This is a genomic window from Bacillus benzoevorans, assembly GCF_014207535.1.
GTDB classification, from domain to species: Bacteria; Bacillota; Bacilli; order Bacillales; family Cytobacillaceae; genus Bacillus_BD; species Bacillus_BD benzoevorans.
Genome location: NZ_JACHGK010000016.1, coordinates 36,679 through 51,857, shown reverse-complemented (window position 1 = coordinate 51,857; position 15,179 = coordinate 36,679). Strand labels below are relative to the sequence as shown.

The following is a 15,179-nucleotide window of genomic DNA, read 5'->3' as shown; positions in this document are numbered from 1 at the left end:
TCACAAATTATTTATTGTTCATTATAGACAGGTATCATTAAAAATAAAGAATTACGAGGTTAAACATATTATCCAGACAGATTTAAGTAAATATAATGATATCAAAGTGTTAATGAATGTGTACTCTATTTTGATTATTTTCTTCACAAAACTGTCGCTAATTAAATACCTTCTAGTAAACTCTCGGCTTATTCTGTAAATTTTGTACTTCTTAAAATACTTTGTTTTAAAGCAGATTTGATATCATCTAATATGACAAAATCTACTGGCTTCTGAAAACGATCCTCAAGTTCAAATTTTAAGTCCATATAATTATTAAAAGATAGGTCCGAACTGTTAAATTCAACTAGCACATCAATGTCGCTGCATTCAGTTTGCTCTTCGCGGCTGTACGAACCGAATAATCCAATTCGCTTAACACCATATTTTTCTCTCCATGTATTTAGGTTTTTTGATAATACATCTAGGATTTCTTGTTGCGATAACATACCATCACCACCATTTTCAATATTGGATATTTGTTTTCATTGTGGCATTACTCTTTTTATATATTCTCCAGAAATAAAAGGGTAGGTCCTAATCGTTATTTCAGGCATGATAATGTCCAATTAGTCCGTCATACGTTTACTTGTTCTTTTTTGGGCTAATGGTATCGTTTTTTCTGTTACTACATCGATTTTAATATCATTGAATGTGCAATATTATGACGCAATTGGAATATGATGAACAATATATGTATTGCTGTTACAACTAGATGAAAGTAGTCTGTTAAAGTTTTGAATTGGTGAAAAGTAATTTTTGTTATTATTAATGATTTTACTCTATTCTTACTAATTTATTTTTTTCCTCATATGTATCGATTTCAATAATGTAAAAGGTAAAGTCAAACTGCAATCCAAGAGTTGCTGCAAAAAAGACAGCCAATGCATCTCTATCTTTATCAGTATTGTGTCCATGTCCCATTTTAATGACAATATCCAGAGTGTTATTTGGTTTAAATGCCAGATTCAGCTCTTGGATATGCATAGTATTAAATAGAAAATGACGAGCTTTAAAACGCTCGATTACCTCATTTTGTATATTTTCATTCATTCTAGCAACCTCCTTCCCGGAAAAATCAATCTTCTTTGTCATTTGATTTCTTAATTAGCACTTCTTCTCGCTGTCTTTTCAATTCATTTCCAAAAATACGAACTAATGCAGCATAGGAGGATTTTGCTTGTTCATTTTTTGCTGCCCTTTCTAAGTGTTTCATAATCTTAGCCCTGTGGTCTTCGTTGTTTTCAGTGGGAATATAATCAGCCTCCTGTTGGTATAGAATTAAGATACTTTTGATGAACTTGATACGATCCTTTTCACTGTCCGCATCAATTAGCTCCTGTATATCTTTTGATTGATGAATATTTCCAAGTAGCTGATCAAATTCCTATGATTCTTCATCTTTTAAATAAATATAGGGTAGTTGACATCGTTTATTTTCAGAAATGAAACGGTCCAATTCGTTTGATAGAATATTTATTATTTCTACAATTTCATCCCGACTTAAACCGTGTTTAATTAATTTACGAACGGTTGGTTGGTATTAATGGGATAGTGTGCTTTTCTTTTTCTATCATTAAACGATGTAATTGTTCAATAACATCTGCTTGTTTTTTTGTTAGATTATTCAAATCTTCGAAATACCACTTTGCTTGAGTGTCCATAGAGCAGTCTCCCAACTTGTTCTAAGGGTTACCTATTCTTCTTGAACCATTTATTCCATAGCTCCTGAAACAACAAATTTCGTTTAATCATGACTGCATAGCCAAAAGCTAGTCCAGCAATGGTAAATGGATAGATTTGTTGTCCAGTGACCTTACTAGCGATAACTAAATAGGTTAATGCCACTGGCAGGCAGATGCCGAGGATATTGACAAAAAGCATCAGTTTGTGGAAATCCATTCTATCTTCTTCACCTTCTTTTTCTAGTTTTCATAGTAAAGATTTCCTTTCATATATTCGTCATTGGCTGTTATTTTAAAGGAACATAATCCATCTCGTGCATCTCTGCATATTCTAGGAGGCGATGTTCTTCTTCTATAACTTTTCCAATCATTTCGTTATTTAAATATTGAAGATATTCATTTGCTTCTTCAATATCTTCAAATACTTTACCTATGACGATATGTTCTCTAATATCAAAACCAATCACAACGTATCTTTTCACTCCCGCTCCCATTCCTTCCCACAGTCAGGACATTGCCATTTGATTATACGGTCTTGCTCCATACTGGAAATCCCGATTTTTCTAGTAAAGTGTGTTGCATTGCCATAATGGCGTTGCATTTCTAAAGGAATAGGATCTCCTTGTAAATCAGCTTTGCAGTAAGGACAGTACTCTTTACTATCTTTTAATTTCCTCATTTTTTCTCCTTGTAATTTGTTGTCTAACTTCTTTGGACAATTTATTTAATGATCATTGTCTTATGTCACTAAATCTTGTTTCTTTTCGTAAGCCAATTCAAAATTAAAGAATACTATCCCACTATATCCGCCATAATACATCCACTAAGCGGATTAGAGAGGTCAACATGTCTAAACAGCCAATTCATTAATTGTGGTTCGATGCTAAATTCCTCAGCTATAACTTTTCCTTCAATAAAAAGTATCGCAAATTCAGCCCGTAAGCTAATATTAGGGCTATGCTCTTTTACTGTCATTACTGTAACCCAATCTTGATATTTCTCCATATCAGTACCTGAATCTTCAAAGTCAATGGCAATTTGCTCGTTATTGGTTATTTTGACAAGCTTGTGGTAAAAGTCTTCAATATTTTTCTCAAATACTTCCTTTTTCAATTCTCCTATTACTGCATTATCCCTGAAATTTATGGAGTACTGCTCCATATTAAGCCTTTCATTCAAGTGCTTCTTCCAATCAGTTTGACTGAGTGATTGAGTTGATTTTGCTGTAAATTTTTTCACGATACCAAGAGCGTAATACGTACCCATTTATTTCCCTCACTTTACTAATGAATGATAGTAAACCCAATTGTTCCTTCGTATTTTCACAGCGCTTTTATTTATTTATCAAAAGCTATTATAAGTATTAATGTGTGAAATATATACCCTAAATCCTTGAAAAGTCAGTTTGCAGTCATGAATGGCTTGTTTAAAGACATAAAAAAACCAATTCTATTGGCGATTCCTTTTGTTTTAAAATGAATAAGAAAGCTAAAGTGGACAGTAGTGGGTTTAATCACATAAGGATACAGGGGAAGGATACATTGATTGCAGGTTATCGGAGTAATTTGTAAATATCTATGAAGGTTCTTTGGAGAGTATTGAAATCTCTGCTAAACTTATCAATTGGGAAGGGTAACCGGTAACCAACTGCCCCGTAATCCTTATTAATCATAATGTTAAATGGAGGTAAGGCTTAATGGGACAAGATTATTTGGAGGAATTTAGAACTAAAATTAAAGAGCAATTACAAAAAGAAGCGGAGCAAGAAGTCAGAGAAGAAGTTGCAAGAATTTATTTGGAGACAACTAATTATGACGATGAAACAATTGCGGAAAAGGTTAAATTAGATCCGCAACAAGTTCGTCAACTTAGAAAGAACTATGAAAAATGGCTGTGTGCCAAAAATTTAGAGATATCAACCGAACCGCAATGCATTACGAGCGGATTGCCTTCACAATGCTTACTACCTGAGATGTATGTTAAAAGGGGGAAACTAGAAGGAGCTGAAAATATGCTTTTGCTCGGTTTACATGCCACCGGTTTGCGTAGATTCTTAGAGATCATTCCTAATGACACAAAGCAAAATTTACGAAAGATGTTAGAACAGCAAGATTTAGATTAGAATGTCAAAGTATGGACATTGGTGAAAAGTCCATCCAAATTGCATCAATAAGTAATAGAATAAGTCGAGTGGACTTATTCTATTTGATAACAGGGGTTAAAAAGGGGTAAAGTGTACGATAGAATAATAGTATATGATAGGTTTTATTTACTTTTTCTTTTACAAACTAATTTAATAGAATGACCTTTTTGGTCGAGGAATCGGATAAAAATCATCGGTAAGATGTATGACGAAACAATCGTTGTATTCTTGCCGATGTTTTTTTATATAAAAAATCCATATGGAGGGAACCAAATGAATCAAATGCTAACGTATTATGTTGTAAAAAGAACGAAGGAGAAAGATGAACAATTTGCAGTGATTGATGCAATGTCGCTGGGCGAAGCGAAGGCAATCTTTGAAGTTCGGTATAAAGTTGAGAAGGAAGCTATGACAGAGGGTGAGGCATTTTACATTTTTCAAGTAAAGGAACAGTTGATATTTGATGAAAAACAACGATTGGTACTTCCAAAGAGTGCAGGTACAATGTGTAGTATTAAAAAGTGGTAGCAATGAAGGGTAAAAAAATATGAAAAAAATGACTTCTGTTGGATTCTGACAGGAGTTATTTTTTTTTGTGCATATTTATTGGTAATTACTTAATTGAATAATATCATTCAACCATCTATTTCATTCTTCATTGCTTGTCAAAGTAGTTTATGGTAACGATTAATAGTAACGAATAGTAGATACGGATGGTAGTTCAGGAAAATAAGTCAAAGAAAAGCTGATTTATTAATGTTCGTTATGGTATCTATTAATCGTTACCAAACCTATGACAGATCTATTTTTGAAGTGAATAATGAACGAATTAGTGTATTACTCTGTTTAATGGTTACTATTGCTCGCAACGAATAGTTAAATAGAAGAGAAAAATAAGAAAGGTAGGATGAGGAATGAATTGATATTACAACGTTTTGTCATGGTATCTATTAATGGTTACAAATGATGTAATCTTATCTATTTCTTTGTAGCTTGTATGTATACGAGCCATTCAAAATGAATGACTGTGTGTTAATAGTATTAATCAGTATTTACGTAGTGCTTCGCATACCGCTTTAACGTTAAGTCTTAAAGGTCGAACGATAATTTTTAAACTGGATTCTCTTATCCTTCTTATAACCGCTGAATCAGTCTTAAATTGTTTAACGATATTTTTTGTTCTCCCAATTCCATCACTAAATTTAGAGCGGTTTGAGAAACTATTATCGGCAATAACGATGTCCATAATATGAAGAACATCTGGGTTCTTTTCTGCAAGCTTTGCATAATTGAAAGTTTTTTCTATCAATGTTTCAATGGATTCCGTTCCCATATCAAGCTCGATATTTATAATTGCATCTTTCTGCCCGTTTCTTCCTTTTAATTCGATAATCCAATCTGGTTTTACGATGGTTATTGTCGTACCATATATCTCAGCACTAGACTTACTTCCTGTCATATGCTTTGCAATCTTTGCATGGTATGCACCGCTGTTTTGTCGATGTAGGTTTTTGTGTTTCCTTATCCACTCCGTATATGGATACATTGCTGGAGAACGGGAGAATGATGTTTTATTGTATATAACTGGGTATTTCATTTCATTAGTATTTGGATCTTTTATTGCTTTAGCATTGAAGCGAGTTAATATATTGATCACTGCTTGTTGGGTTGCTAAATAGTGCATTATATTCTTCTTTTGATTAAATTTATAGATTTTTGATTTGTTGTATGTGCTATCCAATAAATGGTTCTCTATCAGCAAATCAACAGCCTTGCTTCCAATACACAAGGATTTGAACCGCTCTCCGTCAAACCCTTCACTATAATGTTCGCCACGAATCAGATGATAGTCCTCAAATTTCCGAACTCGATTCTTAAAGCTATATTCAGTGATTTTCATTTCAAATAAGTGTTTAGCAGCTTGATAGAATTGTTGCAGCGTTAACATTCGTTGCTGTTCCAAAAATACTAATAACTGTAAATCGGATTTAGTCAGTTCCAACCGTTGTCTTGCATTTTTCTTTAAGATGATTTTATCTTGCATTTGTTTTTCTCCTTTCCTCATGGGTGAATGATATTTGTTTAAAAGAACACTTTTTAGATTTCATTTTTCACTATTAGTGTCGGCTATATAAAAAGTGGATTACATAGAGATGAGTCCTATGAATAATACACTTTCCCTGAATAATAGGGTTTGAAGATCTATTTTTTGTTTTCGAACTACATTATTTGAGTAGTTAGAAGTGAAAAAGAAGTGTTCTTTTAAATAGTTTACTGTCAAATGTTGATATTTCTAGTCCTTCCAAACATAAATGGGACAAGTATTAAAAAATACACGCCCCATTTAAAAGGTTATACTATTTAGTTTCATATTGATTTACCATATTATTTATTTGCGAGAATAATATGCTGAATGATTAGTAATTGCACTCGTTCGTCCAGATGGTTTCTTCAGGGATTATTTGTAGCATCATCATTCCCCAAACAATTTCTTCAGTATAAAAATAATAATCACATTTTAATTCGATGATGATAGAATTAATCGGACCATGCAGACTATCAAAATAAGGTTTAAATATCTTAGGTGTAAGCCCCACGAGATAAGGGATGACAGGATCATTCGTTACATCCCATAAAAAAATATTTTGTTCCATCTCTCCGCAAGAACCATAATCATCCTGCTCGTGAAACTGGTGAAGGTTGTCCATGATGTAATTGAACAGCAACTGATCGTATTCTTTAAAGTAGGCGTGGATGTGAATGCCGCCACCATCTAAAAAGTCCTGTTTGGTTAGTTTGAGGATTTTACGATAGTAATGATCTTCAATCATAATGTTTTGATGTTGAAATGGACATGCCCGGCAATAATGAGTTTTTGATAATTCGTTTTGACTATTTAATTGGAACATTCATATACCTCCCGATATTGTTACGTGTTATTTACAAATTGAAGGACGGTTTCCCATCTTAATAAAGTTCTTTTTAAGCCCAGTTTTTTGGGGATAAGTACCATTCTGTTAAATCCAATTGAAGAGGAAGAGTACGGTTTCGTATCGCCCGTACCCCTTTGAGTTGGCAATAAATATTATGAATAATGTTTTTTTATAAGATGCCATCATTCTGTTTGATATTTATTAATCTCATCGTATACTTTTTGTTTATGTGCAATGAAGTAGTCTTTAAACCGTATTGCTGCTGCCAATGTGTCCTTGCTAATCGTAATTGGTACGTCTTTAATTAATTTTGCTGTTACTGCATGAGAAGTAACGTGTAATAGCCCAGCGATACGAAGTAATTGGCTAACAATTTTTCCACCCCATGACTTCAATTCCTTTTGAAAAACACTACCTTCGAAGAACACTTTTTCTACTTCATTCATTAATTGATATAAAAGTTCAATCGCATCTTTAGCCATTTCTAATTGAATGGGCTTTTCTGTCTGCCAATTTAGCAATTTCTGAATGAAAGGGTAGTAACATTCAGAGCAATTCAAAAGATCTTCAGGAATCCAACATTGTCGTTTTGCAAGTTTTTCTTCTGGGTAGCTAATAAGAAAGCATGAAATTAACCGGTCTCCGAATGGCAGAGTAGTAAGGTCATGAATCTTGCTAGTAAGTGTTGATAAACATATACTCATATTTGGGTTATTGATTTGGGTTTGGACTTTCGACAACCGATGGTTAAAATAAATAGGGTCCTGATTGTAGGCCTTTAAAAATATCCTCATATATTTTTCATTTTTCAAGAAATCAAATAGATCTCCATTGTCCGATATAATTGATAGCTGACCATTATTTTTATACATAATATGAACAAGGGCTTCTGGTGTAACGGAATCTACCATTAATACTGGTGGGTGGATCCCTGATAAATCGCGTATTTGCTCATCTAATCTTTTGGCCTTCTTCAAATGTTCAAGATTTCCATTCTTAGCATATTGGTTATTATAAAATGAAATCTTGCTTTCCAACATATCTCGTTCTTTAATAAGAGGTCTTATTTTGTCTATCCATTCTTTTTCATAGTCTGCGATTGGCTCTAACATATCACTAAAGAAAGAACTTCGACGCGGGAAGGATTCACTTTGAATAGCCGTATAAAGGTTCAGTGGTTCTTTCCAACCTTCCTTAACCTTTACTTCAAAGTTTGTTTTAAGACAAATTGAACAAATAGCTAATGTCAGCATTCCGGGAATATCATGATTGGTTTGATTTGCTTCAGCTTGATAAATAATCATATCTTGTATTGGTTTAGGAAATACTCCTGTTGGAAAAGGAGGTAGAGAAACCGTATCTAATGAGTTGTTATTTTTATAATTATAGTTTTCAGTATTTAACTTGTTCATTTATTAATCGTACCTTTCTATTTTTAATTTTTGTTAACTATTTAGCATGATAGGGAGAGGACCTCCCTATCATGCAGACTTTAGTATTTACCTTTCTTTATGTGGGGGTTCTCAGAGTAAAACCACTTTAAAAAGGATTTTGCCTTTTGATAGGCCTTTGCAAAAGGGATATTTTCGTGCAGCCCTTTTATATTTGTAGCTTGCTGATGCATATCGAACTTGCAACGGTACACATCAACGGTTTCATCTTCATTCCGTTCAATAAAGACGTATCCTGTGGAACTGTAATGGTAACAATAAACCTCACCGAAATTCGCAACATTCCATTGCCGGCTTTGGGCAAAGATGTTATTTAATAATCGCTTTCTGATTTGCTGTCTATGGGCATGGATATAATCATGAGCGCTGTCTGGGAGGGCATTGCCTTCCTCCATTCCAACGAGTAAATCATCTTCACTGACCCAAATATCGATATGGTGATCGTCTAAGAAATGTAGAAAACTTGTAAGATTCACTTATACTTTCACCACTTTATAATCGCTCTGGGATGTTGTATAATTAGCTTCAATTAATTTATTTTTTTCAGGTTTTTTCGGAGAAACGGGGGTTGTAGGAGACTCCTGTTTCTCTTCTTTTTGTTCGCTTATTTCCACATCTATAGTTTTATTAGGGGCGTTAGGGGACACTAGGGTTTCTTTTTCCCCTTCTTCTATTACAGTGTTCTCAACGATTTCATCTTGATTAGGGGAATTATGGGACTTTTTTGCACCTTTTGCACCTTTAAGTACGCTTGGGTTTACCCAAATTAAACCTTTAATGCCTGACTTACCACCTAACGCTTGCTGGATATAAGAATGATATTCAAGAATGTCGTATGATCGTTGCATTCGTTCTATTCCCCTTATTTTTTTCTTCACAATTTGATGAATCGTTTGTTTTGCGACAATAGGGCTATTCTGATTAAGAATATGTTTTAATAGATACTCTGCGTCATCATAGTCTTGGTTTTGCTTCATAACACCAAAGGCTTTTTCAGCATGTGAAATCATATACTCTTTTAACTGGAAGGCTGAAGCTAATGTGTCCTTGCTAATAGTTGTATCAACCTCTGTAATGTTTTTAGCTTTCGTTGCTTGATAAGATACGTGAAGTAATCCTGCAACCCGGAGTAATTGACCAATTAACTTTCCGGCCCATGCTTTTAAATCGTCATGAAATGCTCCGTTTTCTCGAAATTCAGCCTCTACTTCATCCATTGTGTCATATAAAAGATTGAGAGCATCATCAGATAGTTTTAAGGTAATCGTTTCATCTGTTTTCCAATTTAGTAGTTTTCGAATAAAAGATTCATATTTATGAATAAGATCTTTAGGGATTTCTGGCACTCTGGATTTTCGATGGCCTAGATTGTCATTTGGAATGGAAATAAAAAATCTTGCCATTAATCCTCGCTCATGTACGGGGCTTGGAAGTTCTTTAATAACACTTGGTTGGGCTGTTATACAAATCGTCATAGTTGGGTTTTCTATAATCTGTGTGTCTCTTGTTTGACGATTTATTTGTATTGAATCTCCACTATATGGCTTTAAATACACGTCATATTTTATTTGATCAATATTTCTATTTCTGAACCGCTCAAATAATCCGCCTTCAGCTGATAAAATTGAAATTTCTCCACCATTCTGATGCATTAAAGAAACTAAAGCTTCTGGCGTAGCATCGTCTGTTGATAAGGTCGGTAGATATAACTCAGGAATTTCCTGTAAGTGTTTGTTAATTTTTTTAATATCCTCCAGAAACTCAGGATTTTGATCCTTAGCATACTCACGTTCCAATGCATCCTTTCGTTTTTCTAACGCTGAACGTTCTGCTTTTCGATTTATAACGGAAAGTTCCATTTTTTCTTGTTGTTCTTTTTCATGTTGACGAACTGGTTTTGTCATTTTCGAAAAAGCAGCCGATTTTCGAGTTGATGGATCCGATAAAGAGACGGAATAAAGGTTTGATTTCTCACACCAACTTGAATTTGGGGAGGTGTTAAATTTTTTTTGAAGTGCAGTTGATAAAACGCCTAGTCCAACTACTGCTGGTAAGTCAATCGGTGTCTGGATAGATTCAGCAACATGTTTTACCATACTTCTCATCGGTTCATTAAAAATGTTTACTGGAAAGGGAGGAACAGGATATTTATCAAATGTGACTGGTTCTTCCCATTTAGCCTGTTCATAAGCTAAAATATCAGGATCTTTGTTTAATGTTTCAATAAGTTCGTTGGCTAGGTGTTCACCAGCACCACCACTTGTTTTTCTCCGTTTTCCATCTAGTCCGGGTGCTTTAGTTGTATGCAATAATTGATTTTGATTATCTTGCATCGTGATTGCTCCTTCTAATGTTATTTTGTACCTTAATTCCCCTAATGGATCAGCATCCCTTTATTAGCAAGGCTTTGGGTCAGGGGTAGATAAATCTAAGCGAGTACCCTAATGCCCCTAAATCTTTTTTTGTATGCTACATACCACATCACTACTTTCGCATTTTTCCTTAATAGACGACAAAAAAACCCAACCGAATAGGACCTATATTATTGTATAGGCGTCTATCGATTGGGTTTTTCCCTTATCTCGTTTATTAAGTTATCGTTATAGTAATATAAAATTATACATTTGGCAATAGATAACTTTCAAAAAATAATCGTTTGCTTTTATCTCTTAAAATATAAGAATGCAGTGGATATAATAAGAAAAGAAAAAAGAATACATTCTTATAGCAACAGTTAAAATAAATAAAAGTCTTTTTAAAAAATATGTTTGAAACTATTAAAATCTGAAACAACCCCTGTTATAGTATTCATACAAAAGATCATACAAAACAAAATATAGTTCTTAAAAAGGGATAACCCCAATTCAAAGACGAGTAGTTTAAAGCTACGAATCTATTGGCGGTTATCCCTTTTCTATTTGTAGGAGGTGTCCATTCTAAATGAAGATTGTACTAAAGAATAAGGAGAAGCTGCGGATGGCCTTAATTGAAAAAGGTTATTCTCAGCGGGCTTTTTCAAAAAGCTTAGGGATGAGTGAGAATTATCTAAATCAAATAATGAATGACAAGAAGAATCCTAGTCCCTCGGTTGCGAAGAAAATTGTCTCTGTATTAAAGCTTAATTTTCATGATGTATTTAAAATTACTAAATAGCACATTCAAGAAATTTGTCAAATGAGAGTTTAAGTTAAGCCTCTCAAACTCCCATTTGTTGAGAGAGGTATCCGGTAATAATATGTAATCAAGAGTTAAAACAAAGCATCTACTTTTTAAAAGAAAGGCGACATAAATGAAAATATCGTTAAAGGATCCAGTTCAATTTAGAATCATTTTGATGGAGAAGGGTTACTCACAGCGTCAGTTTTCAAAGGAAATCAGCACGAGTGAAGCATATCTTAATCAAATTATTAATCTGAAGAAACATCCATCTCCGGATGTTGCAAAGAAGATAACCGAAAAACTCCAAATGGAATTCAACGGTTTATTTATTATTGAATAGATGAAGGAGTGAAAAGAAGAAAATGATATCCAAAGAAGATGTGGCTCATATGGCCAATGTTAATGCAGAATGGGCATCCGTATTGAATTTATTTCAAAACCATAGCAAACTACAAAACTATTTAACAGCTAAATATTTCGATTTGAATCATGGTTTTATTCATGTGAAGCAGTTATTAAAGGTATCGAAACCGTGGTCAAAAAGTGAACAGTTTATGTTGCGGCTTGCCATTCATTTGTTCAACGGCGAGGTGAAGGTGGATTTAAATGATATCGATTATCTCGATTTAACCAATAAACAATTGGTCATGGAAGCATTAAAAATTAGATTTAAAGGAATGTAGGATGGGGATTATTATGTTATTTACAGAAGGTCAAAAGGTATTTGAAAAATATATGATTTATCATGAGATAGGTCCAAAAACAGAAGAGGAACAGATTGAAGTTTTGGGGGTAATGTTTTAACAATGATAAAACATTGAGAACCACCATAAATTAAATTAGAGGAAAGTCTCATGGAGAAGGATCTATGGGGCTTTTCTTATTAATAAAATTAAAAACATACTCATCCTCTAGTTCAATGTATTAAAATGACCATTCACGCCAATAATATAGAAAAATCAATTTTGACGGTGGTATACTATGGCATTAGTTACGGATCATGGATTAATGAATTGGACTGAATCTAATAAAGAACACTTTGAATCTATTGGATATAGGTTTACAGATTTAGGTGATTATTTTGAAGTGGCAAAACAACACCTTACGAGTAATCAATCCACTTTTCCAAAACTGTATCCAACAAAGTGGATTGGAAGAAAAGAATATAATAGCTATTATATAGAAAAAGGGTACACGTTTACCAAAGCTAATGATGAGTTTTTAGTAAGTCCGAGTGACTTGCTTCCGAACTCTAAAGTTGAAATATTATGTATTTGTGATGCATGTAATAAAATATTCAGATGCAAGTACTATCTGCATTATGATAAAAGGATTAAAGGGAAGCCCGAAGTTTGTGACAAGTGCAGGCCAACTAAAGAAGTAAATTTTATTGATTTCCTTAATAATCTAAAGAAGGCTTATGATGAAGGAATGTTTAAAATTGAAGCTGATTCCATAAAAGCGAAGGATAAAACTGGGTACGTCTTGAAGCCACCTAATAAGAAAAATCAAATATATTTACCACTTCACCACAAAAGCAGAATTTCAAAAGAGATTTTATTATTCGTCTCTAGGTTAGAAAATAAAGTGAATGAAAAGACTTTGGCATCATACTGGTTCCAACAAAAGTTACCAAATGTGAAAATGGACGGTTTCTGGACTAAAAGTCAATGTATTGCATGTTTTAGCCTAATCAAAGAAAAAGAAACATTAACTACATCTGTAATTAGAAAAAAATATCAAGATCTTTATGCTGCAATAACAAATATAATGCCCTTTAATAAGTTCTTAACCTTCTGTGGTGAGGATCTAAAAGACTATTATAACCTTGAGGATAGAAGAATATTAGGTATTTATGTTGAGCATTGTATAATAAGGATGATAAAAGAGCATAGCGACTATTTTGATTTTCAGCAAAAAGATCAGAATAATCGACTAGATATAGTATGTAAAATAGATAAAAAAGTAATTGAAATTAAACTAAGTATCCATACTAGATTGTACAAGGAGATAAAGAAATATCAAGACTATGATTTAGAAGTTGTATTCTTATTGGGAGAAGAAGGATATAATAAAATCACTTCAGAAGGTTTTAAGAAACTGAGCATTTTTCAATGGGTTGATCAAAATGAAAAATTCCTGATTAATAAGGAACTATTACTTAGAAAGGTACGGGAATTTAAATCTATTCTTCAGGATCCCGTGATTTTATTAAAGGAATCTCAAAATTATTATACGAACCTTTGCATAAAGGTCTTTAATTTGCGTAAAAGCGGTGAATCACATGAGGCAATTTCCAAAAAAGTCGATCTGAGTAGAAGGCAAATAGGAAGAATCCTAAATAATCAAACTCTAAAACCATATATAGACATTGATTTAAGTCATGAGTATGAAGATACAAAAATTTTGAGAAAAGAAATAAAGGATGAGCGAGATAAATTAATTATCGAACTAAGTAAAAGGGGCTTAAAAGTAATTAAAATACAAAAACATATATCAGAATTATATGGGTCTCTTTCAACAGCTAGAATTGAACAAATAATACGAAAAAGTAAGGTAAAGAAAGGTAAGAATAAGGGTAAAATTATTGCGACTGATCTCGATGGGAATATATTGGGTACTTTTTCTTCATCTGTTGAGGCAGCTAGGGAACTTAATATATCAAGCTATCGTAATATTTGTACAGCTCTTAGGAATGAGATACCACATTATAAAAAGATCAAGTTTTACTATGCCTGAATTAAGCCAAATTAAACCCTCTTGAGTTATCTAGTGGTAAATACTGTTATCGGATTAAGCCCCCCTTAAAAAGCTATTTAGCAAGGAAAAAGAAGCTCAAATGCGGGCTTCTTTTAAATGGATATATATCGTCTCCAATCATTCCTTTTTTAAAATATATAAGGAAGGGACCTAATGTTTTAGAAATCCTCTTCAAGTCTTTTTAAAGCTCTAGCATAGGCTGCATTTCGCTCCTTTTCTTCCCAATCAAGATTTTGAAGTATACGTTGCCAATAAATATTCCCTTTTTCAGCGTAAGACTTTGCTGTCTCTCGCCATAAAAAAGCTTCCGCCTCTTCCAAAACGATAAATGATCTGCTTTGAATTTTGAAGTGGGGCATTCCTTCTTCTTTTATTAAATTGTATATCGTAGCAGGACTTGATCTGAAATACTCGGCTGCTTCTTTTACCGTTAATACTGTTCTTCCATAGTAACGCGTTTTTTCTTTTTTTGCTTCTGCATATAAATCTGTAGAAAATTTATCAAGTTCCTCTCTTATTATTTCTCTTAGTATATCTTCAATCATTTTTGAATCCTCCTTGTTCTTTTCAAAAGCTAGAATTTCAGATTGTACATTTGCAACTGCCCATTGGTCTTCTGGATCTGACCAACCAAATTCTTTGTATTCAGAAACAGTTTCTTTTATTGCGTTCTCATCAAAGATAATTCTCCCTTTTACCTTTAAATGTGGCATTGCCCTTGAGTATGTTAATTGCCGCAATACAGATGAACTGATTCCTGTGGAACTTACAGCCTCGTTCATTGTTATATACCTTTTTGAAGTAGGATTTTTCATTTGGGACAAATGGTTTCTAAGCATAAGCATTTCTTCATGAATAATTTTGATTATTAAGTCCTCAAAAGAGTAGCTATTCTCCTTATTTCCCATAGTTCACCTCTGTAATTAGATGTCATTGAAATTAATAATATTAAATTAGTTACAGAACATTTGTTCCTTTTTATATGTAGTTTTCTGGTAATATTCCGTAT

The 15,179-nt window shown here is 33.3% G+C and carries 20 protein-coding genes; 6 read left to right on the top strand and 14 right to left on the bottom strand.

Features of this window, described 5'->3' with window-relative positions; translation table 11 throughout:
• Positions 1 to 188: 188 nt before the first annotated feature.
• The 8 genes from HNR53_RS18125 to HNR53_RS18090 all read right to left on the bottom strand — a co-directional run bounded on the left by HNR53_RS18125 (position 189) and on the right by HNR53_RS18090 (position 2,990).
• A complete protein-coding gene (locus HNR53_RS18125; RefSeq protein ID WP_184528614.1) occupies positions 189 to 488 on the bottom strand; it encodes a nucleotidyltransferase family protein in 300 nt (99 codons plus the stop codon).
• 328 nt (positions 489 to 816) lie between these two features.
• Positions 817 to 1,092: a hypothetical protein gene (locus HNR53_RS18120; RefSeq protein ID WP_184528612.1), complete on the bottom strand. Its 276-nt coding sequence runs from the start codon at positions 1,090 to 1,092 to the stop codon at positions 817 to 819.
• 25 nt (positions 1,093 to 1,117) lie between these two features.
• Positions 1,118 to 1,255, bottom strand: coding sequence for a hypothetical protein (locus HNR53_RS18115; protein ID WP_184528610.1), 138 nt, complete (start codon positions 1,253 to 1,255; stop codon positions 1,118 to 1,120).
• A gap of 307 nt (positions 1,256 to 1,562) precedes the next feature.
• Positions 1,563 to 1,703: a hypothetical protein gene (locus tag HNR53_RS18110; RefSeq protein WP_184528608.1), complete on the bottom strand. Its 141-nt coding sequence runs from the start codon at positions 1,701 to 1,703 to the stop codon at positions 1,563 to 1,565.
• Positions 1,704 to 1,731: 28 nt separating this feature from the next.
• A complete protein-coding gene (locus tag HNR53_RS18105) occupies positions 1,732 to 1,941 on the bottom strand; it encodes a hypothetical protein (protein ID WP_184528605.1) in 210 nt (69 codons plus the stop codon).
• Between the two features lie 70 nt (positions 1,942 to 2,011).
• Positions 2,012 to 2,206, bottom strand: coding sequence for a hypothetical protein (locus HNR53_RS18100; protein WP_184528603.1), 195 nt, complete (start codon positions 2,204 to 2,206; stop codon positions 2,012 to 2,014).
• Positions 2,203 to 2,403 (bottom strand): hypothetical protein, encoded by a 201-nt coding sequence (locus HNR53_RS18095; protein WP_184528601.1) that lies wholly within the window; start codon positions 2,401 to 2,403, stop codon positions 2,203 to 2,205. Before HNR53_RS18095 ends, HNR53_RS18100 begins: the two co-directional genes overlap by 4 nt.
• A 113-nt stretch (positions 2,404 to 2,516) precedes the next feature.
• A complete protein-coding gene (locus HNR53_RS18090) occupies positions 2,517 to 2,990 on the bottom strand; it encodes a hypothetical protein (protein WP_184528599.1) in 474 nt (157 codons plus the stop codon).
• A 430-nt stretch (positions 2,991 to 3,420) separates the two neighbouring features.
• Here HNR53_RS18090 and HNR53_RS18085 point away from each other — a divergent pair, with 430 nt between their 5' ends.
• Together HNR53_RS18085 and HNR53_RS18080 are read left to right on the top strand one after the other, a co-directional pair.
• Entirely contained in the window at positions 3,421 to 3,846 is a 426-nt protein-coding gene (locus tag HNR53_RS18085; protein WP_184528597.1) for a hypothetical protein, read from the top strand.
• A gap of 294 nt (positions 3,847 to 4,140) precedes the next feature.
• On the top strand, positions 4,141 to 4,395 hold the full coding sequence (locus tag HNR53_RS18080; RefSeq protein WP_184528678.1) for a hypothetical protein: 255 nt from the start codon (positions 4,141 to 4,143) through the stop codon (positions 4,393 to 4,395).
• A 517-nt stretch (positions 4,396 to 4,912) separates the two neighbouring features.
• Here HNR53_RS18080 and HNR53_RS18075 read toward each other — a convergent pair.
• From HNR53_RS18075 to HNR53_RS18055, 5 genes are all read right to left on the bottom strand, one after another.
• Complete coding sequence (locus HNR53_RS18075) at positions 4,913 to 5,911, bottom strand: replication-relaxation family protein (RefSeq protein ID WP_184528595.1); 999 nt, start codon at positions 5,909 to 5,911, stop codon at positions 4,913 to 4,915.
• Between the two features lie 373 nt (positions 5,912 to 6,284).
• Entirely contained in the window at positions 6,285 to 6,776 is a 492-nt protein-coding gene (locus HNR53_RS18070) for a hypothetical protein (RefSeq protein WP_184528593.1), read from the bottom strand.
• 206 nt (positions 6,777 to 6,982) lie between these two features.
• The gene (locus tag HNR53_RS18065) at positions 6,983 to 8,212 is read right to left on the bottom strand and encodes a DUF3987 domain-containing protein (protein WP_184528591.1); all 1,230 of its coding nucleotides are present in this window, start codon (positions 8,210 to 8,212) and stop codon (positions 6,983 to 6,985) included.
• Between the two features lie 80 nt (positions 8,213 to 8,292).
• Positions 8,293 to 8,727 carry a hypothetical protein gene (locus HNR53_RS18060; RefSeq protein WP_184528589.1) on the bottom strand — a complete coding sequence of 145 codons (435 nt, stop codon included), beginning with the start codon at positions 8,725 to 8,727 and terminating at the stop codon, positions 8,293 to 8,295.
• Positions 8,728 to 10,584, bottom strand: coding sequence for a YfjI family protein (locus HNR53_RS18055; protein ID WP_184528587.1), 1,857 nt, complete (start codon positions 10,582 to 10,584; stop codon positions 8,728 to 8,730).
• Between the two features lie 607 nt (positions 10,585 to 11,191).
• On the opposite strand from HNR53_RS18055, the gene HNR53_RS18050 reads away from it, so the two are divergent.
• From HNR53_RS18050 to HNR53_RS18035, 4 genes are all read left to right on the top strand, one after another.
• Positions 11,192 to 11,404 carry a helix-turn-helix transcriptional regulator gene (locus HNR53_RS18050; RefSeq protein ID WP_184528585.1) on the top strand — a complete coding sequence of 71 codons (213 nt, stop codon included), beginning with the start codon at positions 11,192 to 11,194 and terminating at the stop codon, positions 11,402 to 11,404.
• Positions 11,405 to 11,540: 136 nt separating this feature from the next.
• Positions 11,541 to 11,750, top strand: a complete 210-nt coding sequence (locus tag HNR53_RS18045; RefSeq protein ID WP_184528583.1) for a helix-turn-helix domain-containing protein — start codon at positions 11,541 to 11,543, stop codon at positions 11,748 to 11,750.
• A gap of 22 nt (positions 11,751 to 11,772) precedes the next feature.
• Entirely contained in the window at positions 11,773 to 12,093 is a 321-nt protein-coding gene (locus HNR53_RS18040) for a hypothetical protein (protein WP_246439669.1), read from the top strand.
• A 298-nt stretch (positions 12,094 to 12,391) separates the two neighbouring features.
• Positions 12,392 to 14,149, top strand: coding sequence for an NUMOD1 domain-containing DNA-binding protein (locus tag HNR53_RS18035; protein WP_184528581.1), 1,758 nt, complete (start codon positions 12,392 to 12,394; stop codon positions 14,147 to 14,149).
• 179 nt (positions 14,150 to 14,328) lie between these two features.
• On the opposite strand, the gene HNR53_RS18030 is transcribed toward HNR53_RS18035, so the two are convergent.
• Complete coding sequence (locus HNR53_RS18030; protein WP_184528579.1) at positions 14,329 to 15,078, bottom strand: helix-turn-helix domain-containing protein; 750 nt, start codon at positions 15,076 to 15,078, stop codon at positions 14,329 to 14,331.
• Positions 15,079 to 15,179 lie beyond the last annotated feature (101 nt).

What these genes read in the sequence shown, in the direction of transcription:
- HNR53_RS18125 (WP_184528614.1), bottom strand. Translation starts at nt 488, where the DNA reads ATGTTATCGCAACAAGAAATCCTAGATGTATTATCAAAAAACCTAAAT.
- HNR53_RS18120 (WP_184528612.1), bottom strand. Translation starts at nt 1,092, where the DNA reads ATGAATGAAAATATACAAAATGAGGTAATCGAGCGTTTTAAAGCTCGT.
- HNR53_RS18115 (WP_184528610.1), bottom strand. Translation starts at nt 1,255, where the DNA reads ATGAAACACTTAGAAAGGGCAGCAAAAAATGAACAAGCAAAATCCTCC.
- HNR53_RS18110 (WP_184528608.1), bottom strand. Translation starts at nt 1,703, where the DNA reads ATGGACACTCAAGCAAAGTGGTATTTCGAAGATTTGAATAATCTAACA.
- HNR53_RS18105 (WP_184528605.1), bottom strand. Translation starts at nt 1,941, where the DNA reads ATGGATTTCCACAAACTGATGCTTTTTGTCAATATCCTCGGCATCTGC.
- HNR53_RS18095 (WP_184528601.1), bottom strand. Translation starts at nt 2,403, where the DNA reads ATGAGGAAATTAAAAGATAGTAAAGAGTACTGTCCTTACTGCAAAGCT.
- HNR53_RS18090 (WP_184528599.1), bottom strand. Translation starts at nt 2,990, where the DNA reads ATGGGTACGTATTACGCTCTTGGTATCGTGAAAAAATTTACAGCAAAA.
- HNR53_RS18085 (WP_184528597.1), top strand. Translation starts at nt 3,421, where the DNA reads ATGGGACAAGATTATTTGGAGGAATTTAGAACTAAAATTAAAGAGCAA.
- HNR53_RS18080 (WP_184528678.1), top strand. Translation starts at nt 4,141, where the DNA reads ATGAATCAAATGCTAACGTATTATGTTGTAAAAAGAACGAAGGAGAAA.
- HNR53_RS18075 (WP_184528595.1), bottom strand. Translation starts at nt 5,911, where the DNA reads ATGCAAGATAAAATCATCTTAAAGAAAAATGCAAGACAACGGTTGGAA.
- HNR53_RS18070 (WP_184528593.1), bottom strand. Translation starts at nt 6,776, where the DNA reads ATGTTCCAATTAAATAGTCAAAACGAATTATCAAAAACTCATTATTGC.
- HNR53_RS18065 (WP_184528591.1), bottom strand. Translation starts at nt 8,212, where the DNA reads ATGAACAAGTTAAATACTGAAAACTATAATTATAAAAATAACAACTCA.
- HNR53_RS18055 (WP_184528587.1), bottom strand. Translation starts at nt 10,584, where the DNA reads ATGCAAGATAATCAAAATCAATTATTGCATACAACTAAAGCACCCGGA.
- HNR53_RS18050 (WP_184528585.1), top strand. Translation starts at nt 11,192, where the DNA reads ATGAAGATTGTACTAAAGAATAAGGAGAAGCTGCGGATGGCCTTAATT.
- HNR53_RS18045 (WP_184528583.1), top strand. Translation starts at nt 11,541, where the DNA reads ATGAAAATATCGTTAAAGGATCCAGTTCAATTTAGAATCATTTTGATG.
- HNR53_RS18040 (WP_246439669.1), top strand. Translation starts at nt 11,773, where the DNA reads ATGATATCCAAAGAAGATGTGGCTCATATGGCCAATGTTAATGCAGAA.
- HNR53_RS18035 (WP_184528581.1), top strand. Translation starts at nt 12,392, where the DNA reads ATGGCATTAGTTACGGATCATGGATTAATGAATTGGACTGAATCTAAT.
- HNR53_RS18030 (WP_184528579.1), bottom strand. Translation starts at nt 15,078, where the DNA reads ATGGGAAATAAGGAGAATAGCTACTCTTTTGAGGACTTAATAATCAAA.